The organism is Oculatella sp. FACHB-28 (genome assembly GCF_014696015.1).
Taxonomy (GTDB): domain Bacteria; phylum Cyanobacteriota; class Cyanobacteriia; order Elainellales; family Elainellaceae; genus JAAUTN01.
In genome coordinates this window covers 25,512-52,320 of record NZ_JACJPJ010000108.1, presented here as the reverse complement: position 1 = coordinate 52,320, position 26,809 = coordinate 25,512, and the positions used below count along the sequence as shown (strand labels likewise).

Annotated in this window: 29 protein-coding genes; 4 read left to right on the top strand and 25 right to left on the bottom strand. The window is 40.1% G+C overall.

What is annotated here, in order from left to right:
• Positions 1-46 precede the first annotated feature (46 nt).
• The 21 genes from H6F88_RS31740 to H6F88_RS31635 all read right to left on the bottom strand — a co-directional run bounded on the left by H6F88_RS31740 (position 47) and on the right by H6F88_RS31635 (position 19,931).
• The gene (locus tag H6F88_RS31740) at positions 47-1,501 is read right to left on the bottom strand and encodes a hypothetical protein (protein WP_190646821.1); all 1,455 of its coding nucleotides are present in this window, start codon (positions 1,499-1,501) and stop codon (positions 47-49) included.
• A gap of 67 nt (positions 1,502-1,568) precedes the next feature.
• Positions 1,569-3,683: a peptidoglycan DD-metalloendopeptidase family protein gene (locus H6F88_RS33730; protein ID WP_242050791.1), complete on the bottom strand. Its 2,115-nt coding sequence runs from the start codon at positions 3,681-3,683 to the stop codon at positions 1,569-1,571.
• 6 nt (positions 3,684-3,689) lie between these two features.
• Positions 3,690-4,013 (bottom strand): LysM peptidoglycan-binding domain-containing protein, encoded by a 324-nt coding sequence (locus H6F88_RS31730; RefSeq protein WP_190646820.1) that lies wholly within the window; start codon positions 4,011-4,013, stop codon positions 3,690-3,692.
• 14 nt (positions 4,014-4,027) lie between these two features.
• Positions 4,028-4,789, bottom strand: coding sequence for a hypothetical protein (locus H6F88_RS31725; RefSeq protein ID WP_190646819.1), 762 nt, complete (start codon positions 4,787-4,789; stop codon positions 4,028-4,030).
• Positions 4,790-4,872: 83 nt separating this feature from the next.
• On the bottom strand, positions 4,873-5,277 hold the full coding sequence (locus H6F88_RS31720) for a hypothetical protein (RefSeq protein ID WP_190646818.1): 405 nt from the start codon (positions 5,275-5,277) through the stop codon (positions 4,873-4,875).
• A 135-nt stretch (positions 5,278-5,412) separates the two neighbouring features.
• Positions 5,413-6,009, bottom strand: a complete 597-nt coding sequence (locus tag H6F88_RS31715; RefSeq protein WP_190646817.1) for a hypothetical protein — start codon at positions 6,007-6,009, stop codon at positions 5,413-5,415.
• A gap of 41 nt (positions 6,010-6,050) precedes the next feature.
• Complete coding sequence (locus H6F88_RS31710; protein ID WP_190646816.1) at positions 6,051-6,887, bottom strand: CBS domain-containing protein; 837 nt, start codon at positions 6,885-6,887, stop codon at positions 6,051-6,053.
• Between the two features lie 133 nt (positions 6,888-7,020).
• Positions 7,021-9,048, bottom strand: coding sequence for a hypothetical protein (locus H6F88_RS31705; RefSeq protein WP_190646815.1), 2,028 nt, complete (start codon positions 9,046-9,048; stop codon positions 7,021-7,023).
• A 252-nt stretch (positions 9,049-9,300) separates the two neighbouring features.
• The gene (locus H6F88_RS31700) at positions 9,301-9,804 is read right to left on the bottom strand and encodes a hypothetical protein (RefSeq protein WP_190646814.1); all 504 of its coding nucleotides are present in this window, start codon (positions 9,802-9,804) and stop codon (positions 9,301-9,303) included.
• Positions 9,805-9,866: 62 nt separating this feature from the next.
• Entirely contained in the window at positions 9,867-10,322 is a 456-nt protein-coding gene (locus tag H6F88_RS31695) for a hypothetical protein (RefSeq protein WP_190646813.1), read from the bottom strand.
• Positions 10,323-10,394: 72 nt separating this feature from the next.
• Positions 10,395-11,747, bottom strand: a complete 1,353-nt coding sequence (locus H6F88_RS31690) for a phage tail sheath subtilisin-like domain-containing protein (RefSeq protein WP_190646812.1) — start codon at positions 11,745-11,747, stop codon at positions 10,395-10,397.
• Between the two features lie 121 nt (positions 11,748-11,868).
• On the bottom strand, positions 11,869-12,492 hold the full coding sequence (locus H6F88_RS31685) for a hypothetical protein (protein WP_190646811.1): 624 nt from the start codon (positions 12,490-12,492) through the stop codon (positions 11,869-11,871).
• Complete coding sequence (locus H6F88_RS31680; protein ID WP_190646810.1) at positions 12,492-12,968, bottom strand: hypothetical protein; 477 nt, start codon at positions 12,966-12,968, stop codon at positions 12,492-12,494. The genes H6F88_RS31685 and H6F88_RS31680 overlap by 1 nt, the downstream gene beginning before the upstream one ends.
• A 372-nt stretch (positions 12,969-13,340) precedes the next feature.
• Positions 13,341-13,694, bottom strand: coding sequence for a hypothetical protein (locus H6F88_RS31670; protein ID WP_190646808.1), 354 nt, complete (start codon positions 13,692-13,694; stop codon positions 13,341-13,343).
• A gap of 69 nt (positions 13,695-13,763) precedes the next feature.
• The gene (locus H6F88_RS31665) at positions 13,764-14,762 is read right to left on the bottom strand and encodes a phage major capsid protein (RefSeq protein WP_190646807.1); all 999 of its coding nucleotides are present in this window, start codon (positions 14,760-14,762) and stop codon (positions 13,764-13,766) included.
• Positions 14,763-14,799: 37 nt separating this feature from the next.
• Positions 14,800-15,408, bottom strand: coding sequence for a hypothetical protein (locus H6F88_RS31660; protein ID WP_190646806.1), 609 nt, complete (start codon positions 15,406-15,408; stop codon positions 14,800-14,802).
• A gap of 141 nt (positions 15,409-15,549) precedes the next feature.
• The gene (locus H6F88_RS31655) at positions 15,550-17,058 is read right to left on the bottom strand and encodes a hypothetical protein (protein WP_190646805.1); all 1,509 of its coding nucleotides are present in this window, start codon (positions 17,056-17,058) and stop codon (positions 15,550-15,552) included.
• A 6-nt stretch (positions 17,059-17,064) separates the two neighbouring features.
• Positions 17,065-18,315, bottom strand: coding sequence for a hypothetical protein (locus H6F88_RS31650; RefSeq protein ID WP_190646804.1), 1,251 nt, complete (start codon positions 18,313-18,315; stop codon positions 17,065-17,067).
• A complete protein-coding gene (locus tag H6F88_RS31645; RefSeq protein ID WP_190646803.1) occupies positions 18,316-18,858 on the bottom strand; it encodes a hypothetical protein in 543 nt (180 codons plus the stop codon).
• Between the two features lie 61 nt (positions 18,859-18,919).
• Complete coding sequence (locus tag H6F88_RS31640) at positions 18,920-19,327, bottom strand: hypothetical protein (protein ID WP_190646802.1); 408 nt, start codon at positions 19,325-19,327, stop codon at positions 18,920-18,922.
• A gap of 187 nt (positions 19,328-19,514) precedes the next feature.
• Positions 19,515-19,931 carry a hypothetical protein gene (locus H6F88_RS31635; RefSeq protein WP_190646801.1) on the bottom strand — a complete coding sequence of 139 codons (417 nt, stop codon included), beginning with the start codon at positions 19,929-19,931 and terminating at the stop codon, positions 19,515-19,517.
• Positions 19,932-20,055: 124 nt separating this feature from the next.
• Here H6F88_RS31635 and H6F88_RS31630 point away from each other — a divergent pair, with 124 nt between their 5' ends.
• The 3 genes from H6F88_RS31630 (at position 20,056) to H6F88_RS31620 (ending at position 22,302) form a co-directional block, all read left to right on the top strand.
• Positions 20,056-20,298, top strand: a complete 243-nt coding sequence (locus H6F88_RS31630) for a hypothetical protein (RefSeq protein ID WP_190646800.1) — start codon at positions 20,056-20,058, stop codon at positions 20,296-20,298.
• 203 nt (positions 20,299-20,501) lie between these two features.
• Complete coding sequence (locus tag H6F88_RS31625) at positions 20,502-20,645, top strand: hypothetical protein (protein ID WP_190646799.1); 144 nt, start codon at positions 20,502-20,504, stop codon at positions 20,643-20,645.
• A gap of 148 nt (positions 20,646-20,793) precedes the next feature.
• The gene (locus H6F88_RS31620) at positions 20,794-22,302 is read left to right on the top strand and encodes a hypothetical protein (protein WP_190646798.1); all 1,509 of its coding nucleotides are present in this window, start codon (positions 20,794-20,796) and stop codon (positions 22,300-22,302) included.
• 462 nt (positions 22,303-22,764) lie between these two features.
• On the opposite strand, the gene H6F88_RS31615 is transcribed toward H6F88_RS31620, so the two are convergent.
• The 4 genes from H6F88_RS31615 to H6F88_RS31600 all read right to left on the bottom strand — a co-directional run bounded on the left by H6F88_RS31615 (position 22,765) and on the right by H6F88_RS31600 (position 25,945).
• On the bottom strand, positions 22,765-23,169 hold the full coding sequence (locus tag H6F88_RS31615) for a hypothetical protein (RefSeq protein ID WP_190646797.1): 405 nt from the start codon (positions 23,167-23,169) through the stop codon (positions 22,765-22,767).
• 182 nt (positions 23,170-23,351) lie between these two features.
• The gene (locus tag H6F88_RS31610) at positions 23,352-23,582 is read right to left on the bottom strand and encodes a hypothetical protein (protein ID WP_190646796.1); all 231 of its coding nucleotides are present in this window, start codon (positions 23,580-23,582) and stop codon (positions 23,352-23,354) included.
• Between the two features lie 202 nt (positions 23,583-23,784).
• A complete protein-coding gene (locus tag H6F88_RS31605; protein ID WP_190646795.1) occupies positions 23,785-24,444 on the bottom strand; it encodes a hypothetical protein in 660 nt (219 codons plus the stop codon).
• A gap of 178 nt (positions 24,445-24,622) precedes the next feature.
• Positions 24,623-25,945, bottom strand: a complete 1,323-nt coding sequence (locus H6F88_RS31600; RefSeq protein ID WP_199333889.1) for a HEPN domain-containing protein — start codon at positions 25,943-25,945, stop codon at positions 24,623-24,625.
• Between the two features lie 169 nt (positions 25,946-26,114).
• On the opposite strand from H6F88_RS31600, the gene H6F88_RS31595 reads away from it, so the two are divergent.
• Positions 26,115-26,750: a hypothetical protein gene (locus H6F88_RS31595; protein ID WP_190646794.1), complete on the top strand. Its 636-nt coding sequence runs from the start codon at positions 26,115-26,117 to the stop codon at positions 26,748-26,750.
• Positions 26,751-26,809: the final 59 nt, after the last annotated feature.

Here is a 26,809-nt window from a genome sequence, read left to right as displayed (position 1 = left end):
ACTTATAGGAATGTGTACAAAAAATAGAAATTAACTTCGGGAGAATCTAGGGCAACCTAGTTGATTCAGGAACAAGCTGATACCAACGGATGACTTGCTGTGCAGCTAACTTTGCACAATTAGCAAACTCAGTTAGCTGTTCTGGTGGACACTCATCACCGCTGGGCGTGTAATTTGCTTTAGCGTGAGCAACTTCATTACGTGTAGAGGAAAGACTTGCACCAAACTGTTTCAAGATCTCTGACTTCCTCTTTTCTTTCTCCTTTTGATTAGTAATAGTGAGATAATTCTTCAAATCCTTTAAAAAAGGAGGAGCAATTCTAGCCAAATCAGTAATCTCACAGCACTCTGATACTGTTTCTTGTATTGCTTCTTTATCCTTCTTATACTTTTGCTGAGACTCAATAGTTTCTTCAAGATCTTTGATGAAGCTTGCATCAGGTTGTAATGCACGTGGGCTTAGAAGTTTGTCTCTGATCGCTTTATGCGATTGCGTTCTTATTACTGTTTGAGAAACGTATTCAATTACTTTTGTGAAGAATAGGATCTGAACTTCTGGATCTGTAGAAGCAGTAGCTCGGTTATATAACTCCAACAGTCCTGTCATACCTTTGCCAATGAGAAGGGGACGAAAGCGTGGATTAAAATTATGGTTTTCAAATTCTTCATAGCTGAGATCGATATCATCATAATCAAGACGAGGTGAAACTTTAAAGTCAATAGTCAGACTACTACTGAGTTCAAATAAATAAGCTTCAAGAATGCTCTCCTCAAGTGATTTAGGAATCTGTTGGTCAAATCTAATTTCAACAAAAATATCCTCATTTATTGGGAGGTATTTCTCTGTACATCTTCTTTCAAATGCAAGCATAATTCCAAAGATAGTAAAACCTTGGGTTATAGAGCAGAGGATGTTATGTCCGTTTATTTGAGTATTTTGTATACAATATCTTCGAGTTGGTTTTTCTAGTCTTTGTATTACACCTACTCCAAAGTCGCGTTCCCAATAAAATTCTGCTAACTCTTCTTCAATTTCATCATTTCTAATCTCCATCGAAGTTCTTTTTTCCAGGAACTCCTCTTCCGTCTCTTCTCCAATTATCTCTCCTAATGTTCTCATATCACCAGGTTCTGCAGCTGGAATCGAGAAAGAGGAGAAAAGACTTGCTGCTTCATTCATTGCTTCAATACGGATTAAGGAGCGTTTTTGAGAACGACAAATTCTATTTTCGATTAGATTAGTGCATTTACATTCTTCCGTTGAATCAATAAAATCTTCGCAAGATATTACAACTTCTTCTTTGCACCAAGGGGAGTACAATCCTAACCTTGTGTTTAAAGTTATTGTTTGGTCTCTGTCTTCATTAGGATCGAAGTCTTCTTCAGTTGAAGCATCTATCCATCTAAATAAATTTTCTGGCTGTATAGAAAGTTTGTCGACCCATTCCTTCACCGCGTCATTAAACTGTTCTCTTAATTCAGGTGGATCAAATTGAAGCATAAAGACTATTACTGACAAAACCTCAGCTATAGTCTAATCCTCTCTTATAGCCAACTGCCACATCTACCTAGATGTAGTTTTCAGGATCTTGGGGCTGACCATTCAGCCTAATCTCAAAGTGCAGATGAGGACCAGTAGACCTACCAGTAGAACCCATACGTGCAATAGTCTGTCCTTGCTGAACTTGTTGTCCTACAGTGACGCTACTAGAGCTTAGATGACCGTATCTAGTTCTAAAACCATTCTGGTGATCTACCTCTATCCAGTTACCATAACCACCCACATCAAAATCAATAAAGGTTACTATACCTGATGCAGCAGCAACAATAGGAGTACCTGTAGCATTAGCAATGTCTACACCCTGGTGATTGGGTCTACGAGCTGTTCTAAATCCAGAGGTTAGTCTTCCCTCAGCTGGTCTAATGAATCCACCCGGATTACTAGCAGTAGGAGTAGAAGCTGTAGATTCAGGTGGAGGAGGGAATCTATTCTTCATTGGGCTATAGCAGGTTCCAGAGGTAGTAAATTTACCTTCCTGGTAGTTATGGGTAATAGATTCAATGACCCAGACTCTATCTAGAAAGCTTCCAAACCCTCTGGTCATTAGAGGAGTATCTGGGGTGATCAGTAAAGCTTCAGCAGTAGTGGGCAGTTCAAAGTCAGCTACGATTCCTTTGATCCTTAGCTCATTCTCTCTTCTTGAATTGTCTAAGGTATCTGTACTTCCTTTAGTTCTAGGTTTGACCCTGGCGATCGCAGCACCAGTGGTAGAGACTCTTGAGCCTACGCCAGCACCTATTGGAGTATCTGATCTAACCTCTACTTGTTGTCCAGTATCTTGGTCAATTTCATATTTAACTTCACCAGTTGAGGTAGTTTGTCCTGGAGTAGAACTTCTAGCACCACCTGATGAATCAGATTGAGCCGAGTGTCTAACTCTAAATACGATGCCAGCATTGTCTCCATACTCAAGAACGAACGCATCTTGAGTGGTAGACCTTGGCCTCATTACCAATCTATTGCCCCTACAGTAGACTCGGTAGCCTATCCGTCTAGCTTCAATGAGCAGAGCTTCGTAGTCAGATACACCACGTTGAGGGAAGTACTCATACTCAGAACCATCCCCTTCCATTTCCAGCACTAGACCGTAGGACTGACATATCTTCTCAGCTATCTGCCTTAGATTGACGTTGATGTAAGCAGTGTTCCTGAGCCTTTGAGTTAGTACCCAAGTAGCAGCCTGACCACCAAAGCTTAAGTTGTATGGGGTGAAGCGATCGTAGTCAAGAGATGTGTGTAGGAATGAATGGGCAGTAATGGGTTCTCCTCTAAAGCCTAGCTCTACAGTTATTTGACTTCCTGATTCAGATTTGATTTTGGCTACGTCATCTAGAGTTTTGTTGCTTGAGTCAGCTACTGAGTCAGTAGCAGCTTGAGATTCCTGTCCACCTGGTTGATAGGTAGCTAACCTTTGTTCGTAGTACTCACGAAACTCAGCTAGTGTTTTACGTTCTTCAGCAGCCCCTGGAAGACTAGTCCATTCATTCTCTAGTAGTGCGATCGCTGATTCAATATCACCTGCCTCAACCTCTTCTAGAGCATCCCTACGACCAATTAGATAAACGGCTACCCTGTCTTGAGATTGAGGTGTGAAGTCAGATACTCCTACTTCATCTCTAACATCGTCATAAGTAGAGGCTAGGATTTGGTATCTACCTGATGCTGAGCTTCTGCCTCCTGGTCTTGGGTGATCAGCATAACTATCGAAGGTAGAGCCACCAAACCTAACGTTGTAATCTCCTCCCTCACAGAAAGCAATTGTATCTAAGAACGCTCTCATCCTTGGACTTAATTCACCATTAGCAGTTCCATTAGTAGGAGCACCTGTGGTTCTATTCTGATTAGGAGGGTTAAGAGGGGTTAGTCCTTCTATATCGTAGATATGTTGGAAGTATCTGTTAGCAATGACTCCACCAGCATCATAGATATCAAAGAAGCAGCTATTGCCATTCTCACCCTCAGCTAGAGTGATAGAAGCATTTTTAAGTCTGCCATCTCCAGTCTGAAAAATATCTCCTTCCCTTCGTTCCGAAGAGAATGAAGGTGGTTTACCAATACGTATACGAATAAAGCCAGGACCTGGGTTACGTCCTGGCAAAGGATTTATATTAAATTGAGCCATAAGCTTTTAGATAAGCCAGCTAATTAACTGGTAATTCTCAGCTGCTGCTGGGTTAGAGGTAAGGATGCTAGATAGGTCTAACTCTTCAAGTTCACTAGAGACAGTATTACTAATTTGAGCTAATCTTTCTCGTACTATCTCTTCAACTTGTTCAATAGAAGGTATATTTATGACCTGTCCTACGGGTAATTCAGAGAAAATATCGATATTATTTAGATCAGCTATTTCTCTAAAGTTGGAAGCATTACCCAAGTATCTATGAGCTAGATTATCTAGAGAATCAGCAGCACTTAATTCAATACGTCTTGATACGTTCCTACTGCTTTGCATAAGTCGCTATGCTCCTATTGCGTTGTAACATTGTTCCTTGAGGTATCTAAAGTAGTGCCGTTATAAGTTCCGACTAGACCTAAATCATTTCCTTCAGAGTCAGTAATTCTTACTTCACCATTAGCATTGGTCAGATAACGAAAGCTTCTAGATCTAACTCTTTCACGTACTCTAGGTCTTAGAGTATTTATGTTTGAGTTCAACCAAGTACCAGCTGCTGCTCTAGCATCTTGTCTTTGGCGATCGGTAAGGCTGACAGTATTCAGCTCATCAGCGGTCGGCGGTTGGCTCTGTGACGGTTGATTATCAGGTAAAGGTACTTGGGTTAGGGTGATTGAAAGTCTTACAGAAGCAGGCTCTCCACCTAGCCAAGCTGTCTCTTCCCAGTCAAGATCATCTAGTTGAGCTGGGCCAAACATCTCTGTGCCCCAATTAAAGTAGACGAGAGGAGGCTCGTAGGAGTTGTTGACTACATCAGCCACCATTAGAGTCTGAATCTCTTCTATGATTGGTCTGACTGATCTACCTTCACCAGATGTTTCTAGCAAAAGGTTAGAGAAGGTTTTAGTAATAGCGGTTGTGTATTTATAATCTCTTCTAGGAGCTGATGTAGCAGTAGTAGGAGCAACATCATAGAGAGCTTGTCTTCTGCTTCTAATTGCTTCAGGATTGTACAGAAAGACAAAGTGCTGTGTTCCATCAAGCCTAGAGAGAAAAGCTGTTATAAGCCCTGTCTTCTCTGCTTGAGGAAGGGAATTGAGAACATCGAGGTTCATATATTAAGTTACTTTTATAGTTATTGAATTGTTGATAAAGTTGATACCATTCTCAATTTCTGGAAAATTAATTGAATTGCTTGTTAATTAGAAGCCTTGTACTTAACCTTTAAGCTATACCGAGTCTTACCTTTCGATCCAATCGTTAAATCAACATCGTTGAATCCTTTTAGATTCAGACCAAGAGATACATCTCTATCAAATTCAAACTCCATTTCTTCCACTCCCTGATTTCTACCCTCTTTAATAATCTCATTGATCACTTCTGAATCTCTTTTAGCGCTGCCGCCTGGAGAAAATAATTTATCAAGAAGGTTTGAAATAGTTTTTCCTGCCGCTGCCAAGATCTCTGGTGATGTTATCGGAGATCCTAAAAGAGCAAGTCCAGTTAGAGCTGCCGCTGTTACAGGGGCAGACAAGTTAGACCTCTCCAGGAAAAATTCATTGGGTATAAGGGTTTTGGATTTTGCGTCGTAGTAGAAAGTCATAGTTTTAGTCCTGCTATCAAGATTAAGAGTACCCACTTTCGTGCTTTACTCTCACGTTCTCTAGGACCAAAGTGCAGTCTAATTTTTGATCTACCGTTGACTTGCCTTATAACGGCTCATTAATACTTTCTTGTTTTAAGTGGAAGAAGCCTTTTTATTAATACACTCAAAGACCCTATCAGCTTCCGTTGAAATACTCTTCACTAAAAAAATAAACTCATCCTTAGATGAGTAATCTCCAGGCGTATCGCCTAAACTATACTCGAAAAACCGTCCTGCTGACAATGCTTTAAATCTCGAAGATCTTATGAAGTCTTCAGCTCTTTCTTCTATTTTTAGAAATTCCTCATAGACAGGTTTAATATCACCAAAATACAAATCAATTATTAATGAAATTCGATTAAAATCAAGATTTTTGCTGCTCGTCAGCTCACCTTCTATTCCAATTGTCTCCCAATAACTTGAAGATTTTTTTGCTGCTTCTAAATACAGCAGACAAAGCTTATTCAAAACATAAACTCTATTCTTAAATAGAAGATATAGCTCTTCTAATTTCTCTCTTCTAAACTCTCTTTCTTTCACACTCTGTTCATAGTCAAACTGTATTTTTAGTCTTTGATTATTAGCTCTATTAGTTAAATAAACACCTGTAAGGGTTGCAATTGCTGTAAAGGAAGCAGTGAAAAGAGCTACATAAACTGTAGGTGGAATTTGGTTGAGTAAATCAATCATCGTTAACTTCACCTATAATTCTGAACTCTCTTCACTGCTTCTTACTTCGCTAATTCAAGCAGTAGTTTGCTAGTAATATGCTCTTGCTCTACTATTCCAGCTAACATATTATCTTCATCTACAACCACAATTGCATCTAAATTTTCCTTCACCATTTTTTCAAGAGCATTCAAATTGCTTTCATCAATTGATACTTTTGCTCTCACAACACCTGGACATCTTATTAAGTCATATACCTGATTGCTGTTAATAGCCTCGACAAACCTTTTTGCATCTCCAGATTCAAGTAGTTGGAGAATAGCTTTAGCAGTTGTGTAAGCTATAAATTTTCCAGAGGTATCTAGAAACACAACGTATTTGAAGTTGATATAGCGTGAAAGAAGGTTCTTCACGTACTTCAGACAAGTTATTGGCTGATAGTCTTTACCTAGAGATATCGTTAGAATGATGTTCTCTGTTCTATCATCCATATCTTTTAAGTTGTTGTAATCATCAACGATATACATTTGTACATTGTTGATAGCTACTTGTTCTGATTTTAATTCAGATGAAATTGAGTCTTTTGCTTGATCTTTTAAAGATTGAAATTTAGCCTCAACTTCTCCTACTTTTACTTCTCCCAATCTGCCAGAACATATTGAATACATAACTATTGGGAGTAAGAGCAAAGTAATGACTATCGGATCACTGTCTGTTCCAATGACTTTTTTAGAAACCGCTACGACTAGAAAACCAAGCAGTACAAAAATAAACGCTGTAATAGCAGCTTTTATATCCTTACTTTCGAGTAGTTTAGTAAGCCTGTCTTCGGATTGCTTGTCTGAGGGTTTTGTAATGCTGGATGCCATAATAGGAAGCTCAAGAGACAAAAGTGACATTGATCTTCTATGTATAGCTTTCTTGTAGAAGTTTCTGTAAAGCTGTAACTCTTTTTAACTGAGTCTTCAAGCTCTTACTGACCAACACTTGTTAGGCTTTTTGTCGATGAACTAATACCACCTTTTCGGGTGATCAAACCGCTGTAGCAGTTAATTGGCTCCTCTGGAATTGTACGTACTTACGTGAAATCATAGATATTATTTCATCGGCTATTCCTTCAGCATCGGTTGCTTGAGTATGGATGGTGATATTTCCGATGCTCAAACCACCGTTAGAGGATTGCCTACCATAGCTTATGAGTCTAGCGAGACTAGCTTGTTGAGCTTGGTTGAGAATTGCTTCAGAGGAGTTGGCGACTACCAATTCTGAACCAGAAGGCATCCTTGAGCTTTCTCTTGCGATCGCACCTAATAATCCCCCTACATTAAGACCGTTTGCAGCATTAGGAACAGGAGAGGTTTGTACTTCCTGACTTCCTAAGCCAGGAATGAGATTAACGGCACGAGTGAAAAAACTCTGAACTCTTGAGAAGAATCCAGTTACAGAGGACTGGATGCTCTCCCAATGACTGCCTACTGTCTCAGTTAGGCTATCCCAGCCGTTCTTGACAAATTCAACTAGAGCTTGAAAGCCACCGGATACAGCATTCGTTAGATTACCCCATTGGGTTTGGAAGAAGCTGACAATAGCATCCCAGTTAGCTACTATCACTGCTACTAGGGCAGCAACACCAGCAATAATAGCTGCTGGAATAGCACCCAATGAGAGTACAGCACCAGCAATAGAGACTGCGATCGCAGAGGCAATACCGTAGACAGCATTCAGCGCTATTACTTTGATGCCTACCATTAGTAGAGATCCCCAATCTACATTGGCTAGGAATGAACCTACTCCAGTGAGGAGATTGTCTAAGACTCTGAGGGTTAGAGGTAATAGAACGGTGAAATCAAATCCATTGAGGAAGTCTAGTCCTTCGTTTAGTACATCCGCTAAGAGTTCTCCACTCATAGCCCCTATAGCACCCCAGTCGAGAGAAGCTATTCCATCAAGAAGGTTGTTAACTAGCTCTGCTACTTTTGATCCTGACCCATTAAGGATGGAATTCAGTTGACCAACATCAAATAGCTGAGTGAATAGGTAGAAGATATCGTTGGTAATACTGTCCCAGTCTAGGCCGTTACCAGCTTCACCAAATCCTTCTGATATATCGTTGAGAATGCCTGTTACGTACTTGACTCTGGCTGTGAACGTTAGAGCTGTATTTCTTAGCGCTACCATTGGATCACCGAAGCTTATACCAAGAACATCTAAGGTTTCACCGATAGCAGTGAGCAGACCATCTTCACCAATGAGAGAGCCTATAGCAGAAGTAATTGCTTCTAACGCAGTGCCTCCATTTACTCTACGCATCAAGCCAAACAAGCCGCTGGTTGGATCAAATAAGGTAGATTTGAATCCTTCGACTAGACCTGAGATTGTGTTCTGAGAGGCCTTGATTACCTCATCTGGGACTGCTAATGCTCTTCTTAATACATCTGCCCTTTCTCTAGTTGAGAGGTCTTCTAGCTCCTTACCTAGAGCCTTAGCTTCTTCTTGAATGAAGTTCAACACTGCTGGGTTCGCCTCAAAGAACTTAATCTGAGATAACTCAGCAATAGAAGCACCACCTAGATATTTAGAAATACCTAGACCAGCATTACCAACATCTACACCAGATGAGATAGATCTGAATGCGCCATCCCTTGAGATCGCGTCTAGGTATTCTTGGAATTGTTCAGGGTCAAATACTCCATTTAGATCTTTGAATGCTGGAACTAAATTGTCAGAGATACCCTTACCAAGGTTCACATAATCAGCAGTAGCTCCAGGGAGACTTCCAGCAGCGGCTGACATACGTTCAGCAAAGTCATCAATGAACTGACCAGCTTCAGTAAAGGATTCTCCTGTTAGCCTTGCAAAGTCACCAGCGATAGATATGTTCTGCTGCTGAGCAACAATTGAATCTCCTATTGAGGTAGTAAATTGTCTAACAGCTGCGGTAGCTACACTCATTGCTGAGTTGATTGCACTACCCAATAGATTCGCTTTAATAATTGAACCGGAAATAACGTTGGAGAGGTTATCTACCCCCTCCAACGATACACGAATAACGTTAGCCATAATTTAGTTATTTATATTGGCTCGAAGTCTGTATCCTTGAGTCCCCACTTCTGAGCTTTCGATTCAGGCTGGGATTCGGGATGTTGTTTTTTGTATAATTCGATAAAAGTATTTAGATGATAAAGAACTTCAGAAATGTCCATCTCTAGCATCTGAAAATAAGCTGGAGATATGGAACTACCACAAGCAGCTAGAATATCTTGGAACAGATTGTCAACGTAGAAAGCTCTGCCCTGGCAATCAACTATTAACTTATTTTTTGAGTTTTGCTTGAAGACGTTCAAGGTTACTGCGAAAAAATGAGAAGGCTGTTGCCGTCCTCTGCAGATCTTCAATATCTTCTACTGAATCTAGAAACTCATAGAAGTCAACCTTGTTTTTGGAGCCATACTTGGTCATACAAAGTGTGATCAGCTTGAATCCAAGCATCTCTTCAGTCTTGTATTCATCGTCAGCTAGCTTGACAAAGCTATTCATCAGCAGAAAATCCTTTGGCTTAGGCGATCGCAGCACTACAGGAGTACCATCTACTAATTCAAAGGAAACGATGCCTGCTTCTTCATCCTGAGTAATTTCAAACTCTTTGGGTTCTTCTTGCTCTTCTACTATTGCTGGTTGAGATACTAGTTGTCCTTGGATAGGAACTTGTGACTTCTGCGAAGCAGTAGGGATAACTTCTGGAGCATCCTTCGGCAGCTCTGCTGTCGCTGGAGTAGTGTTAATTGTTGATTTAGATGTAATTGTTCTTTTAGCCATAAAAATCTAAGCCTAGATAAAAAAGGAGTCTCCTGATCAGAAGACTCCCTGGAAACTATTTATTAATTGAATACTGCGCTTTGAAGAGTGAAAGTGAAACCGATCATAGATACTTCATCTCCACCATTGGTATCAACAGCTGAGAGATAGTTGGCATTCATAATTCTGCATCCACTCAATCTCCAAGCTCTATTACCTCTGAAGTATTGACCAGCCTCTTTACGGACGGGTCTAACGGTCATATCAAAGGTACTGCCATCTTCTCTAGACTGAATCCATTGGATAACAGCAGCATCTTGTTCAGGATCGAAGGGTTTAGAGATAGTTACATCTTGGTAGACTTTCTTACCACCAGAAGTAGTTCCTTCAACATTGGATAGACCATCGTTGTACTTAGCTCTGGTGTAGTTAACTTGAATGCCAGAGAATTCAGTCCAGTAGGCATCTAGGCCTTCGATCGTCATCAAATAATCTGCGTTGCTAATGGGCTGTATATCATCAAGTCTGACGTTCGCCATATTTGTTTGTTTATTCCTTTAAATAGAAAAGAGCCCCTGAGTAGAGGCTCCTGAGCAGTTAGTTGGTAGTGATTAGGCAGCTTGATTAAAGTTCTGATTAGCTGCTGCCTGTACTTGTCTGATGGGCACTTTGACAGTATTGATTAGGATCTTCTCTACAGCAGGGCTAGTAGCTACCCAAACTTCAACCAGTACATTACCTTGATCTAAGTTAGCGTCAGTGTTGTTCTCAAAGTTGCAGCGTACTTCAAAGGCTTCTTCTTCATCAGCACCAAAGAGGGCTTTACCTACCCACAGGAGACGACATATAGATGTAGCAGCCTGATCAATCAAGTGAAGAGCAACACCTTCACCATCAATAGAGTTGAAGAGTTCAAAGTCAAAGCCTTTACGTAAGCTTCCATTGAGGACGTTCATAACGATGCGCCCAGGTGCCTGAGTGTAGAAGGTATCTGCTGAACGAGTCCTCATACCCCAGATAACAATGCCCTTGTTACGTAGGTTGCGAACAATGTTGATACCTAGAGGGTTAAGAGTATCTTGTTGCTGAGTATTAACTCTGACTTTGACATCCTTAACACCTTTAACAGCGTACTTAGCGCCAGCAGCAGGTTGATGGAAGCCTTGTTCTCTATGTCTTAGAGTAGCTACACCAGCAACAGCAGAAGAAGGAGGTACTTCTTCATCTTCTAGGTCAATGACGTAAGGGAAGTAGTAAGAGAGATGTCCCTGAGGAGCTGTGTATTGCTGACCATCTACTGCAGCTTGAGCAATAGTAATAGTTTCGTCTCCACAGTCAGCGATCGCCATCCAATCAAACTTTTCATTGACTGCTAGATCGTGCAGAGCAATACCAACGGATAGACGACCAGATTGGTTTAGTAGTTGGAATGCTTCAGGTGCGATGATGTAGCCTTGAGGCCATTCATCTTCATAGTCAAAGGTATTCTCGATCGCATAGACATAATCAACAGCTGTAGGACTGGCAGGAGTAGCTGAGGTAAGGGTTACGTCCCCAAGAGTCGCAACTACAGTTAGATCAGTTAGAGGGTTGTCTGATCTGATGATCAATTCATCAGTAGCAGCTCCTGCAACAGCGGTTACTTGAGAACCAGCAGCAGTGTTTACAGCGCTAATCAATCCAGTAGCGATCGTAGCAGGAGTGGAAGTACCAGTAGCAGTATGGGTACAAGCAATGCCCTGAACAGTGAGGGTATAGTCTCCTGTGCTAGCAGTGTCAACCTTTACTTTGATTTGCTCAGCAATAGGAGTACGAACGAAGTAGAGGATGCCTCGTCTATCGTTACGGAAGTAAAGCTTTACTGAATCAGTAGAAGGAGATTCACCGAATACATTGGTGAAGTCAGTTAAGTTAGTTACTTGGGTTGGTTTTAGAAAGTCTCCTTCAGCAGAGGAGCCAATCATATAAACAGTCCCAAAAGACGCGAGTGGCAAGTTCCTGAAGCCAGCTGTAGTCTCAGCAACCTTCACCCCAGGAGAGAGGAAATTAGCGAATGCTAAAGAAATATTGGACATATTCTGTTAGTTAATTAGGATTTTGAATAGTAATATTGGAATCTTCTACAAAGGTTCCAGGCTTAGTAGTGACTGGTATCTCACTCTTATTTACCTTTAGAGTCAGACTATTAAGGGTGAATCCTGAAGGAATATCTGGATTATTGAAGAAGTCTTCTGACAAGCAGAGTTCTGTAACAGTAAAAGTGATGTTGAATGAAAAGTTACAGGAAACTAACCAATCATCAGCTTCTTCTCCATCTCTTCTAGGATTGACAGGATACTCTACTGCTTCAATAGTTAGATTCCTAATAGAGCGAGAGGGTGAATTGATTAGAGCAAGAGCTTGAATGGACTCTACTAAGCTTTCTAGTTCTGAAATAGGAAGGTCGTGTAGAGATAATTCTTCAGCGTATCTATAAGTAAGTGAATACCTGAATACTCCAGAACCTACAACTGCTCTATTGTTCTCTTTTGAGTAGGAGAGATTCTCTACTGGAAACTCAATTAATGTGTTAGCTGCAAGTAGCCTATTGCCTGCTCCAGCTACATCTGAGTACAGACCAACGGGTGAATCCAGGTCAACCTTATCTATACGAATAAGAGAGCTTAGCCAGTTCCTAAGGTCAGTACGTAATGATTTTATATTCGACATTACTTATCCTTCTCGTTTCTAAGGATTAACTTATAGACCACTGGATCAGAATCATCCACAAAGAGCAGCCTGCAGTTAAATCCATTAGTAGTCTGGTTAAAGTAATCTAAGGATGAGTCAATATCTTCTGGAATCATTGAGGCAGGAGGGTCAATAATAAAAATGTTTCTGCTCTTACTGCCAGAAGATGCTGGATTTAGGAATGAATAAGGTCTAGTTCTAGGGAGCTCAACGTAAAAGTCTGAGTGGCTTATTACGATCGCTGAATTACCATTGCCAACTACATTACCTGTATACTTTCTTGGTGCAGAAGTAATGTAGGGAGGAGGGAAAATGAACTCATCTTCATACTCAGGTATATTACTCTGTCCTATGGATGTTCTGACCAGTAGAAATCTTCTCTGAGGTACTCCTAGCCTGACTTCTATCTCACCAATCTTCTCCTCAATTTGAGCTAGCTTTGCGAATAATTTCATAATTTAACCTAGTGCATACTGCGTAGCACAGCTACGCTAGACGTTTGAGGTTTTGAGAGAGGGATCTACTATAGTGATTTTGGATATCGGGAATACTTCGCTTAACCATTTCAACCCTCTTCTCTACATAGATTCCATAGTTGATAGGGTTACTCACTTCCAACCTGTTTTGGTAGATAGAGGTTTCCCACTGCCTTTCAGAGGTCGTGACCTCCCAGTTCTTCTGTAGAGTACCTGTTCTTACTGGAGTACGTCCTGCAATTAATCCTTTGGCAAAAGCAGCAGTTTCTTTGAGTGAATCAGAGATAATCTCTTTAGTTAATTGGGGTCCTTTTGTAAGAAGAGGTCCGATCAGTTGAACTTTGTTTACCATTACCAATAAGAGACTGTACTACTCTTGTTTGACTTAGAGTACTTGTTGTAGTTAATGTAGATACCCAGATGATTAGCTAGTTCCTTTAAGTAGGAAGAGCCTTGAGAGTTTAAATGTTTAACGTGAGAAGCGTAAGATAATTTAGCGTTGCGCGAACCTAATACGTAAGAGGTTTCTAATGCCTCATTAAGTAAGGTATCTATATGGTTAAGCTGGGCTAAGAGTTTATGTACTTGAGAGATAGTAGTAGAGGTATATTCTTGAGCCAACCTTTGATCAACTATATGAGGAGCATCTGTAAAACCAAGTACAAGAATTACTTCTTCGATAGTATCTGGGTTAAGTTGAGGCATAAGGATTAAATATTAAAGGAGCCCCCGATTAAGAGAGCTCCATATGTGAACTGAATCTTAGATTAATTACTAAGCAATACCAGTGATTACAGCTACAGCAGATCTACGCTCAATCTTCAATTGAGGTTTGAGGTACGCAGCAAAGTTAACCATCTCAGGATTGGTAGAAGGCATAGGTACCAAGTAGATGGTTACGATCTGATCGGGTACAGTCTCAGCTTGAAGAGTCACTTGGTCAGCGAAGGAGTAGAGAGAAATCTCAGACTCATTTACAAAGTACATCAAACCAGCTGGGCAGTAAGGGTCCTGAATCACAGGACGACCTTCAAAGCTCAAAGAGCTAAAGCCAAGGTCAGCAACTCCATAAGGAGCAGTTTGAATGGAAGCTTCAGCAGCAAAGAGTTTCTTATACTTGGTTGCAGTGGAAGGACGGCAGTAGATAGCAGTGTAGTTACCTTTGGTGCCAGTAACTGTACCTTCTAGAATCTCTTCAGCGGTCTCGAACATTACATCAGGAGTGAATTCACCATCCAGAGGATTGATGTAGTTAGTCCAGAGAGCATTGCCAGCATCATCAGGGTCGATACCAGCATAAGCATCAACAGATTTGTTATCTAGAACTGCAGTAGCGTGGATAGCACCAAGACCAACGATACCACCGTTAGCAGCAGCACCAGTACCAGAGTAGATAGCGCCAGCAACAGTCTGCATAATCTCACGAGAGGCACCTTTGAGATGAAGGGCTAAGAGATTACGGAGTTCGCCTTCACCGTGAGCAGCAGCTTGAGCCATAAATCCACGAGGGATTTGGAAGGAGCTTCTAACGCGATGAACACCGATAGGTAGAGCAGCAGGACGAATTTGATCACTGGAGTAGGTAGATACGTCAGCGGTAACAGCTTCACCTGTAGCACCAGCACCAGCAACGTTAACGTTCCAATTGAGAGATTTTTGAGCAGTACGAAACTTAGGTAGACGCTGGAGCATAGGCATATTAAGTACGTCTAGCTCGGTTAGTTTAGCGTCAATTTGAATACTAAGAGAACCTTGAGGAGTAAGTAAACTCATATTATTTTATTTAGTGTTTATTTAGAGATTGGTTGGGTTAAAGTTGACCCGACATTACTAATTGAGAAAGGGGTACTAATGCGTTAGAAATAGAGTCTCCAGAAGCTTGAGTTGTAGGAGGAACTACAGCTTTAGTTTCTTTAGAACCAGAACCATCTACAGTAGAAGGAGGTAAGAAAATAGATCCTTCTTCTGATTCGAGATAGGATTTGAAGACTGCATCCAATGTCTGAGCAGTACCATCTTTTTCAAAAAACCAGCTATCCCCTTCTTTCTTAATAGAGTCACCGTATTGAAGGGCAAATAGTTTCTGGAGAGTTGATTTTTGTTGAGTACCTGATGCAGCTATTAGTGAAGCGATCGCAGAAGTCTTCTCAGCTTCAAAAGCTTTTTTGTCTTTAGCTTCGAGTTGAGTTGTTAGATCGGCAATCTGTTGTTGAAGAGCTTTTAAGGTTAGCTTACCTTCACCAGAGCTATTAGTAGCTTCATCTTCTTCTACTGCAGGTTGAGGAGTATGGAGCTTCTTAATCTCTTTAGAAAGGCTTGCAGCTAGTCCTTGGTTAGAGCGAGTTACTTCACTCATAATCTCACTTTTAGCAGCAGCAAGAGCTGTGGAGATAAGAGCAAGAACTTGATCTTCAGTCATTAATTTATTCCTGTTTGTAAAAATATTTAGGATGTCCTACTAATATCCCTGTAGGTAAGGGTCATCTGGGGTTTGCAAAGAGCTTATCCAGTAGCTCAAGAAATTAGTCTATCTATAAATAGAAACTGTGCAAAAAATCAATTAAGCAGCTTCATCTACTTCATCAATTTCTCGCACTCTAATCATTAAAGCTTCTAACTCCTCCTCCATTACTTGTTTCTGCTCAGGAGTAAGATTAGCTATAAGCTTCTGAGATAGTTGAGAATAAAGATGCTTCAATAAAGTAATTGGAACGTTGGCTTTAAGAGTCCCCAAGCTAAAAGAAGATAACTCTTTTAATAGGGCAACTAAGACTTCTGGAGTGACTACGTTAAAGTTATTTAGACCGCTAACCTTAATATCTGTGCCGACATTAGCTGCTTTAGCAAAGATCTGGAATAGATCTTGAAGGATGTCAGTTATAGCGTGACCATAGAACTCAAGAGCTTCTGCTTCATTTAGGAAGTCAAATGATTTAGATAGTCCTGATTGTTGAATTGCACCTTTGTCGGCAGAGATATTACCTAGAGAGACTAAATCTTTTATCTGCTGATTAATCTTCTCCAGAGAAGTATCTAAATGAGTGATGATTGTGCCTTGGGGTTCACTCCATTCAAATTTCTCTAGTTCAAGAACGTGTTGTAGACCAGTAGGTAAGGGTTCATCATCGTCAAACTGAACGTTTGGTACTTCCTTTTCTACCTGCTTATAGGTTCTCTGGAAGTAAGCAAGAGTTAGAAGATCGTACTTATGGCAATCAGTTCTAAGATGTTCCTCAGCTTTAGAAGCTAATTGATCTCCTATCCACAGTTCATCTGGTATCTCAGCTTTTAGAACTGGAATAGCACCGAAGTTATGTGCGATCGGCTGCTCTAGTAGAGGAATCTTAGTCTCATCGTCTACAGGTTCTTCCTTACCATTGACGATCATATGAGAGATGCTGCCATTTTCCCTTAGCTTGACGGTAGCTTGGTAACGGGTAATGTAAATGGGGTCGATAAATGTCCAAGTTACTAAAGTAAGTGGCTGGGAAAGAGGGTTGGAAGTGTCAACTGTAACTTGTCTTACTTTGATATAGTCGAGTGAGTTATTACTCTCTGACCAGTTGATTACTTGTAGAGCCGGATAAATAGTGAGATAGGGTCTAATACCTAACTGCGTCTCTTCCAGCTTGTTTCTAGGTTTAACAGCGGTCTTAGGTTTGTCTACGTGCAGGAAGACCTTCTTGAATCTAACTAGATGGGAATATAGTTCAGCGATCAGCTGCTTTTCCGTCTTACCAGCTAGGTTGAGGTCTTCTCTCACTTTAGACCAGAAGGCATCATCTGATTCAGGGTACTCTACACTTAGGGGACTATTAGTTAATTTAGAGGACTGCTGTTTGATAACGTTGGAAAGGACATTCGCGTAGGTGAACTTGGATAACCTTTGTTGATATAAAGGGCCTTCTTCTCCAGGACGTTGCTTGATGAACCTAGTAAGGTGTTTTTTGAGTTTATGACCACCTGTACTAAGGAGATCAATGTCCTTAAGAGTTTCAAGTAGTTCTGCATACTCAGGGTGGACTGATTCCAAAGCTTTTAAGCTAATGGAAGTGGGATATTGAATCATATTTTGTTACTTATAAGCTAAATTATCGTGAGTTTCGATAGTGGTCAGACAGTATCTAGCGGCAGAGCAGGAGTGTTGCCTCTGATTAGGTGCTTCTTTATCGATGGTGGCTCCAGTAAAGCTGTCCTTTGCTCTGTGGTAAGAGTGAAAATCATCTATTAGATCAGTCAGATGGGCGCTAATGAAAAGACGATCGTTATAGAAAAGGTTGTTTACTATTGCATTACCAGGCATTAGTCCTGGTTTGGTTCTAGATACCTGTTCAGTTTGAAATAAACCTTTAATTTTTAGTTTGGCTCCCGCTCTCTTGAATGTAGTTACATTAGAGGGCATATCATCTGGCCCAAAGGTTTTCCAGACATTATATTTACCAGCTAATCTAGCTGCTTCATTAACCAAATCTTCTATAGGAATAGGGACTCCTGACTTATTCCACCAGTAATCAATGATGTAGTACTTCAAGTCTTTGGTTAAACCTATTACAACAAGAGCTGGATTAGTAGAACCCCAGTCACATCCAATATAGGTATGTTGGAACTGAGGGATGGGTTTAACTACGTGCTTCGACTTGTCGAACTGATCATAGATTTGGCCTGCTGGAGTAACCCAAGAGGCTTGAAACTCTACTGCATAAGTAGTTGGAGGTAGTACCTTCCTAGCTTTGATTAACTCTTTTACTGGAAAGAAGGGGTTATTCTTGGTCGGCTCATTGAAGTAGACCCAATCCTTTAATGAATTAGCCTTTTCACAGAAGCTATGGAAGTAAGAGCCTTGACCATCAGGTGTCCCTGTAATTAAGACTTGGTAGCTGTGGTTACGTGCTAGGGCAGGCCAAATAATGTCGTCTATGATCACCGGAGGAGCATCTTGGAACTCATCCAGAGAAGCATAGATAAGGTTAAGTCCTCTTAGTTTCTCAGGACCTTCCATTCCGCGAACTACTAAATCAGGTTTATTCTTAGCCTTCCATTTAATTCTGAAGTCGGTTTTATTGATATCAGATACCAGAGGACTATCTTCTAGGACATTAAGTAAGGGAATCCAATGTAAGCTCCTAGCCATCTTCATAGTAGGGGCCGCTAATACAGCAGTCTGAGGTGCTAATGGGTTGATAGTACCTTTCCAACTTAAGCAATAACTTATGGCACTACTGAGTGTGAGAACAGTCTTACCAAAACCCCTACCAGAACAAATAACTTTAACGGAGGCTGGATCATTGAATATCTTAAGTTGAGAGGGATGTAGAGATAGGAGCATTTACAAATCCTCCAAACTAATTCCCTCTTGCTCTAATAGTTCAGAGACATCCTCTTGTTCTGGTGACTGGGCAAGTGAGATGGTTAGGGACAGATCTTCTGGTTCCTCTTTAATACCAAGCTCAGTTAGTTCTTCTTTAATCTGTTTAAGAGCTTGAAGAGCTACTCTATGATCTTTTCTAGTAATGTTGAAGATACTGCCGTCTTTTGTGGCAACTTCTTGTTGATAGCCTTCAGTATTAGCGGCAACTAAATCTTCTAGTTGCTTGAGTCTATTAAGAGGATTAGATAGAGTAATTAGCCCACAGGAGAAGGCTGCATCGATCTGAGAAGTAGTAGAGTTACGTAGTTCTTCTATCTTGTCAGCGTTTCGTTCCTTAAAGGTCATCCAACCGTGAGAAGAAATAGTTCTGCCGTAGCGTTCCTGTAGTAAGGAGCTTACTTGAGGTTGAATTAGATTAGGTCTGGATGCTGCTAGTAGTAAGAGGAAAGCTGTTTCTGTATCAGTAAGCTTTCTATGACTGATTGATTCTTTTTTGTCCATAAAAAAAGAGCTAGGTTAATGGCTCTTTATATTGGGGTACCTATATTTAGGTTTTGTGCAATTAAAGAACGTCACGCCAATCTTTATCGGTGTGAGAGGTTTCTTTAAAGGTTAGTTGATTCTCTTCTTTAGCAGTAAGTAAACGAGTGGTTTTGTTATTTAAATCGTTCAATAATATTTCTTTTAGCTGAGTATCTTTCCACTGCTCAATCGATCTTCTTTGGGAGGAGGATAGCTTTGGGTTAGCTAGATGTTCTTGAATAATAGGAAGGATGCCGTTAGTATTCTTTAGCGCCTTATAATCTCTTCCATATAATCTACGAAACGAATAAGACAGAGTAGTAGAGGGTATAGAAAATAAGGTAGATATATCTCGTAGCCCCTTTCCTTGAAGCCACTGTTGGAAGGCTCTATGTAATGTAGCTTCGGCATTTTTGTAATTGCGACCTCTTTTGCTGTTGCTTTTCATTATTCAGTTGTAAGTGAGTTGGGGAAACCATAGATTGACTTATAAGTAAGGGTTTGCCTGTCTTAGAGGTTATTTGTTTAAAGCATTCTAGAGATAAAGAAGGAGCCTGGTTAAGGCTCCTTAGTTTTCAACATCACTGTTGGAAAGTGAAAAGGTACGGGTTGTCAAATTCCTTAGAGTTGAGGGATTAGAGTTTAGACTTTACAGCGATCGCTAGATTGTTTAGCGCTACATCGTAAACTTCTTCCACCCATTCTTCAAAGCTACTGTCTTCATTGGAATAAGCCCAGAAATGTAAGAGTTGAACCTTAACTTCTGGATCAAAGGTAAATGAATAGGTGATAGCTGCTTGTTCTCTAAGAGGTAATTCGTTAGAGCAATTGATCAGCATCTCACTATCTACCTGACCCATAAGGCTGTTAGGAAACCATTGGGAAACGGGTAAATGGAATTTATCGCATTCGAGCTCTACATCATCGAGAGTGCCTTGGAAGAATACATCTAACACTTCTTCTAAATCTTCTAAGTCAACATAAGATGTCGGGATAACTTTGGGTTCTTCAATAGCGTTAACGAAAGCGTTATAGGGATTCTGAATAATCATTTTTTATATGTATTAACTCGATTATTTATATGATCTCAGAAGTGACAAGAGAAAAGTAGGCACTAATTAATCAGTCCTTTTTTTATTGAGCGATCGCTCAAGGCAAATCAATAAAAGGATCATTATGACCAATAAAAATGGGCTGCTCAAGGTAACTCTAAAAGCTTCTGAGCTAGGGCTGGATGACCCTACAAGCTTAGTTAGAGATGTTCAAATGTGTAAGTTTGTTGTAATTAAAGGAGGTCTTGTAGAGGCTTATATCGATAAGTCTGAGTTTGTAAAACAGGTGGCATTACTAACAGGTAGAGAACCTACTGAAGAGATGCTAGCGATGATCGCTGAGTTCTTATTCTCAGGTAACACTTGAAGTGTGGGCTAGAAATTCAATTCGCACAGTTAACTGCCCCTGCTGATCTTGAAGCCTAGCTGGTTAAATGAAGGGGTCACTCCCCTTTTTCTTTTACGGTTACTACTACTGGCCATCAATTATTGGACAAAGTATATTAGTAGGGAGCATAAGAGAATTACTTATATCTCACCATTACCTAATTTTTAAAGCTAAATAGAGCAATGGCTAAACAAAGCATAACCGTACTTATTGATCCATCTGTTAGAGAGGAACTACAGGCGATCGCAGTCCAACAAGAGTTAGCTTTCTCAGATGTAGTTCGTGCAGCTTTACGAGAATATCTACAGAGAAATAGAGCTAAATGATTGCCTACTATACGCATTGTGTTTCTGAGATATTGAAATTATACGGGGGATAGGTAGCGCAACTGAAAAGGGAGAGTGATTGACTCCCTTCCCCCATTTCTTAAATCAATCAACCTTATAAAAACCTCTATACTTCAATCATTAAAAAATGAAACTAAATAAATTAGATCCTAAAACGTTCGAGAAACAGGTTTCGCTTTACCAGAATAAAATATATTATGGGCCCAGAGGTAAGTGTATTAAAGAGGCAGCTTACGCAAAGGTAGGACGTGATTTAACAGAACAGCAGACAGCTTATATTAGTGCTGTAATGGCTGTTAGTGATGGGAATTTAGTTGACTACGGTTGGGCTCTAACAGAGATTCCAGTAGAACTTTTATTTAGTCATATGACTCCGTACTTTCATACGGTATATAAGCCTGGGAATAACCTAGTAGCAAAGTATATGGCTGAAGTAACTAAGAATTGTATTGATGAATTGGGCGATCTAATTTTAGTTTCTCCATTCAGTAAAGGTAAATGTAGAAAATTTGGTATTGATAGAGAATTTGCAAGATACTACCGTATGGCACAACATAATTTACTTTATTTCGTTGAAACACCTGCTATGCCCGAAGATGAGTCAGAACTTGAATATCTACTAGCACCTAAACCTAGAGGATATGGTTTTGAACACGCTGATAGATTGCATCCTTGGTCTATTACAACAGTTGACAAATTACAGGCAAGTCAGTGGAGATTTAATTTAGATTTATATAGAAGTGAAAAGAAGCAGGAGTTATTTGAGGATCATAAACTTACAGATGAACAGGTAGAAAGCTTAAACGCTGCACTTAACTTTACCAATACTCATACAAGTGGACCTCAGTTCCACGAATCATTCCATCTACAAGAAGCAGGTAGGATGCATACGGTTGGTGGATGTATTCAAATGCCTAGCTGGTTTAGAAAAGAGTTTGTTCTACCAGTGAAGGAGAGCAATGTCAGAGTTGAGCTGGATCTAAAGTGCTGCCAGCTACTGATCCTCTGCGACATTTTAGAACTACCTGAACTCAAGGCTAAGATCAAGGAAATATTAGATAGAGATGGTAGCGTTTGGCCTTCTATTGGCGATCCTAACCTTGATAAAAGAGTTAAAAAGATAATCGTGTATGCATTCTGCTATGGGGCTGAGATAAATAACCTACCTTACTTAGCAAACAAAGAAGCTCGTAATCAAGGTCTGAGATTTAGAGTTACTAAAGAAGTGGTTGATGAGTGCCTAAGTGGTCTGCTTGAGCCCCTTGTAAAAGCTAGAGAGGAATGGTTACAGCAATACACTGTTGAGAAGATCATCAAAGGTAGAGGGCCTCGTGTGATTAAGAATGCATTAGGCTATGGTTACTCCATTTATAAAGAAGCTGCTGAAATGGGCAAAGGAAAACTAACGAAGAAATTACTAGCCTCAACCAAATTAGGTAGCAATCTACTAGCTCATCTAGCGCAAGGACAGGAACAATATTACATTCAAGATCTGATCGCTAACCACATCACTGAGAATATTCTCACCTTTCAGTACGATGGTTTGAATTTAGAAGTAGAGCCCACTGAAGTTGAGAACCTGATCAACAGATTAGGTGCAGCTTGTAAGGCTCAGTTAGAGTTTAAAGTCTGGTGAATGCTTCGCTTAGGATATGCGCCCTTCGGGCGGTAGTGGGAAGAAAGATAAGACCCTCAACTGATTCAATTAACTGAAGGGGCTGGCTGAGAAGTTGACCCCCTTTTTTTATTTTTTATAATTTTTTTTAACTAAACCCAACCCACTATCTACAACCAACTATCTACAACCCACTATCTACAACCCGCTATCTACAACCCACTATCTACAACCCACTATCTACAACCCACTAAGTCACAGACCCAAGGAACCAACTAATCAAGGGGAGATATATTATTATATAGAATAGTACTCTAAGCCTTACCCCATATGCTTTTCAGCTACTCCCATTTTTAACAAACGTTTAAAATGTCAATCTTATCTACTGATAATGAGATTAGCGATCGCAGAGTCATCAACTAAAAACACAGGGCTATATTAGCTTAGTATTCTTGATTGACCAACTGCGATCGCCAATGAGTCCTAGAAGTTAAGCGCTAGATTATCTATCAAAGCATCTTGTAGAGTACGCCTATCCCCTGAGAGGTCAAAGGACTCCTTAAGCTGCTTTACCTTATAAAACTTCTTTGCCTCAGGAGTATCCTCAACCTCTTCCATAGGACTACGCATATCTTCTGGATCTAACGCTCTATTTACACGCTGCAAAGCTCTACTCATAACAACGTGTTGAGCCCATACATCAGTAAATTCATCTCCTGTAAGCTCTAGGTTACAGTGAGCTGCCCCTATATCTGTTTCATAAGGAAGTACTTTATCTCCTTCCCTATAGTTCTTGAGATATTCATCCTCAATCAAAAGCTTACTCAAGACAGTGTTCAGTGCTACAGCTAATTCTTGGACGGATGCAGCTTCTATTTCTAGCTTCATAGGTAGAGACTTTCAGGTACGAGCCAATTATAAGTAAAAGGCGTTACCCGGAATTCCAGTCAACGCTTTTTCTTAAGGTTTTGAGGCTGTAATCGGTCAGATGTCATCTGTCTGAGGATAGATGTGATCGCCAGTAAATTTGAGCAGAGAGCCCCTGATTCTCTCGTTGAATTAGCTCTCTATTATTTGTCCAGAGCTGACAGAATCCAACCCGTAGCAGTAATCAGAAATGCCTTGATGAATATACCAGCTACTGTTTCTTCTGATGTGACTGGATCTTCATAAACGTAGACCTCTCCTCCATAACCCTCTTCTGTGTAGGTAGAGAAACCGTTTAGAATGTTACAACCCCCAAACCACATCACAATCAATAAACAAAGTAGGAATAACTGCTTTACTGTTCGACCATCCATAGTAAAACCTAGAGGGGAAGGGGACGGAGCTATCTTATCCTCAGTGTTTCCCGATCCCAGTCTCCTTACTCAAGTCTTTTCACTAGTTCTAATTTGTATAAAGAGTTGCTAGATTGGTTTGATATAACCCGGATCAGTCTAAGTAATTCTGTAAGCCTACTAATGCTTGAGAAGCTAGATAAGGTTTGCACTATGCTCAGCGCTAAAGGTCAGAATTCCTCGACAGATGAGCAGCCATATGTTCATCTGGATCTAAATCCTTCATAACAACTGCTAACTCGTCTAAAGCTATGATCGCCTCTTGAGCATTCTTTAAAAGAGAGTCCTCGAAAGTTCGCATATCATTTGCTTTTTTACTGTAAAGCAATGCCGGTAAATCTTTTAATAAATCTTCCTTGGTTAGCTTAGCTAGTTCTGCCTCAGCGTCAGGCTTCATTAAGTTTGCAGATTTACTATGAACAATATAGTTTCTATTGCTGATAAGTTGCTTTAGCATTTGATATGCTTTCCCGTCCTTTGGAAAATCCTTTCCAGTAACTAGTTTTGTGACTACGATATATTTACTGATGACTTTTAATTTATCAATATGTTCTTCGACAAAGTTATCTGTCAATTTCCTTGCAGCATAATCGTAGATGTAGCCTTCTACAGCTAAAGCTGAGAAAACTATAGTGACTACACAATAATTGCTAAGTTTATTTTCAACAGGAGCTAACTTTTGACTGTAAAAACAGCTTGCATCATCCCCTTTCAAATTCTCTAAAGTTTTACACAATGTATCTACTGTTTCTTGGCACTTCAAAGCTAAATCTAAGTTCTCACGAGCTATTCCTACCATTGAGCCATACGTAGTTAAGCGCATAATTCTACCAACGACTTACAGAACTTTTGATTAATACATTCAGACTTACCAATCCATCCAGCCTAGCTAGAAGTTGGCTTCCACTCCTTCTGGTAATCTCTGTTTCTAGATATTAAACTCTTAATAGAATCATCTGGGAAGCCTAACTCTTGTAGTAAACATACTCTAAGAGTTACGTTCAAGGTATGAGAAAGCTAAAAAGCTCTTTACCTTTAGCCGCTTTTTCATACCTTTCATTATCGTAGTGTGTTAGTGCATTACGAGTATAAGAAGCTCTTTTAGAGAATTCTTTTCTGTCTTCTAGATCACCTATGAAATTCTCAGGCAATAGATGTGAAATACCCTTCAGATTTTTCTCAATTATTTCTTCTAACTTGAGTTTGTAATGTCTCTTTGATTTTTTACTGTTGCAGTATGCCTCTAGGGCCTGAATTGTATTTAGAAAGCTGTGGTATAGATAAAGGCTGGAATGATACATTGTGTCCAGCAATAGATCAAAAACAGGTTTATATTCATCTGTTTTTTTCTCAATCCATTTCTGAAGAATTTCACCCAATTTACCATCTGTATCGTCAAACAAAAATAGCATATCGTAAGGATCGAATGTGTCACCAGAAGATTTTATGTTGTTCCAAAGTCCGAATAATATTGTGACTTCAGCTTCTTGAGTTTCCTCTTCTTCAAGATACATTCCATCAGCTTGTCTTGAGCATTTTGGTTTAGGAACATCTACTATTCCGCTAACTGACACAATGGGAATTGACTTTGACATTGCAAAGCTCAGTAGATCGCGGAAGTGTGTTAGTAAGTTAATAGATTCGTCTATTGGTTTACCCTCAGGGTTATATATTGTCAAATAATTTATCTGCTCAACACTTCCTTCGTAATAGGTTGCGCCAAGTGCTAAGGGGAGGGGATTAAAGTATGTCTTAGAAAAGGTAACTGATAGATCTAATCCATCGATTTGAGCTAATTGAATATCAGAAGGTGGTTTATAGCTAATCCAGACTGTGTTGTCATCTGGAGACCGGAAAGGTCGTACCCCAGATATACCAACCCATTGCTCCAAATGAAAATATCGACTAGAAATTGACTTAAACCGCACATCCTCTTCATTCTGGAAATGAATTTTTCTAAAAATATATCTAGCTCTAAATGAAAGAACAGATTTACCTCCAATAAGCTTTACGTTCTTAACACGTCCGAAGCACTTATATAAAGTGACATCTTCGTTGTTATCAAGCGTACCTAGAATGATAATCTCCTCAGGTCGGATAAACTTTAAGGCAACTCCCCTAGTTTCGTCCCAAATATCTGCTACTTGACCTGCTGGGATAGGTTCTCCTGGTTGACCTGCCTCTTCAAAAATTGAATTGTAGAAGGAGCCGTTTAATTCTAAAGTCACCTCCTTACCGGGAATAAAGTTCAGCCTACCCTGCAGCTTTACTTCTGGTTGACTAGGAAGCCACCATTCCCCTAATCCGACAAACTCTTCAAGCATAAGCCCTTAATCAGACACTCTAGTTAAACTTACTTAGCTTTCCCAAATCTGAGTAGCTTGCCATCGTCTGCTGGAGCTGGCTTAGTCATTACTCAGTTATTGCGACCGCCATTTGTGTTTCAAAGATTAGAATGGGTACCCTGTATACGTGAAGGTACTTACAGATCCAATGAATACACAACTTGTTATTACAAGCTTAATTTCAGGAACTTCTCTTTTAATATCTCTCTTCACAGCTTATTGGAACATTCTGCGTGGACCAAAGTACGTTAGCCCACCTCCACGGTGGATTGTTTTTGGGCTTCTACCCGAAAGTAACACCCTTATTATTAACCTCGCTTTCACCATTGGAAATACTGGAAGTCGTGCAGGAGTAGTTGACTCCTTCTACATTGAACTGACTAGTTATAATAGTCAAGAATCTGAGATATTCTATGCTTGGCAGGAAGGCAACATCTTAGGACAAGACCTCTTAGTATTTAGTCCAAATATACCCATATCTACTTTCATCAAGGCAGGTGAGAGTATGACTAGACACTACACGTTCTTTCCTGATCATCTAGGATTTACTCTTAGGAAGGGATATTATAAACTCTCTCTCTATGCCTTCCTTCCCTTCAAGAAGAAACCTATCAAACTATCCGAGCAAAAACTTGAGATTGAAGAGTTGTTAGAGCCTAATCAGATTATGAATTCTATCCCAACAATTGTTAGCTTTAATCTTTGTCCTAAGGAAATTCTTAAAGTATCGTCCTATGGAAACAGTTCCTTACCACCTTCCATCATAGAGATTGTTAGAAGGTGATTTTGCAGTTCAAGCACTCTATTACAGGGAAGATGAAGAATAGTTTGTAGCAGAAGAAA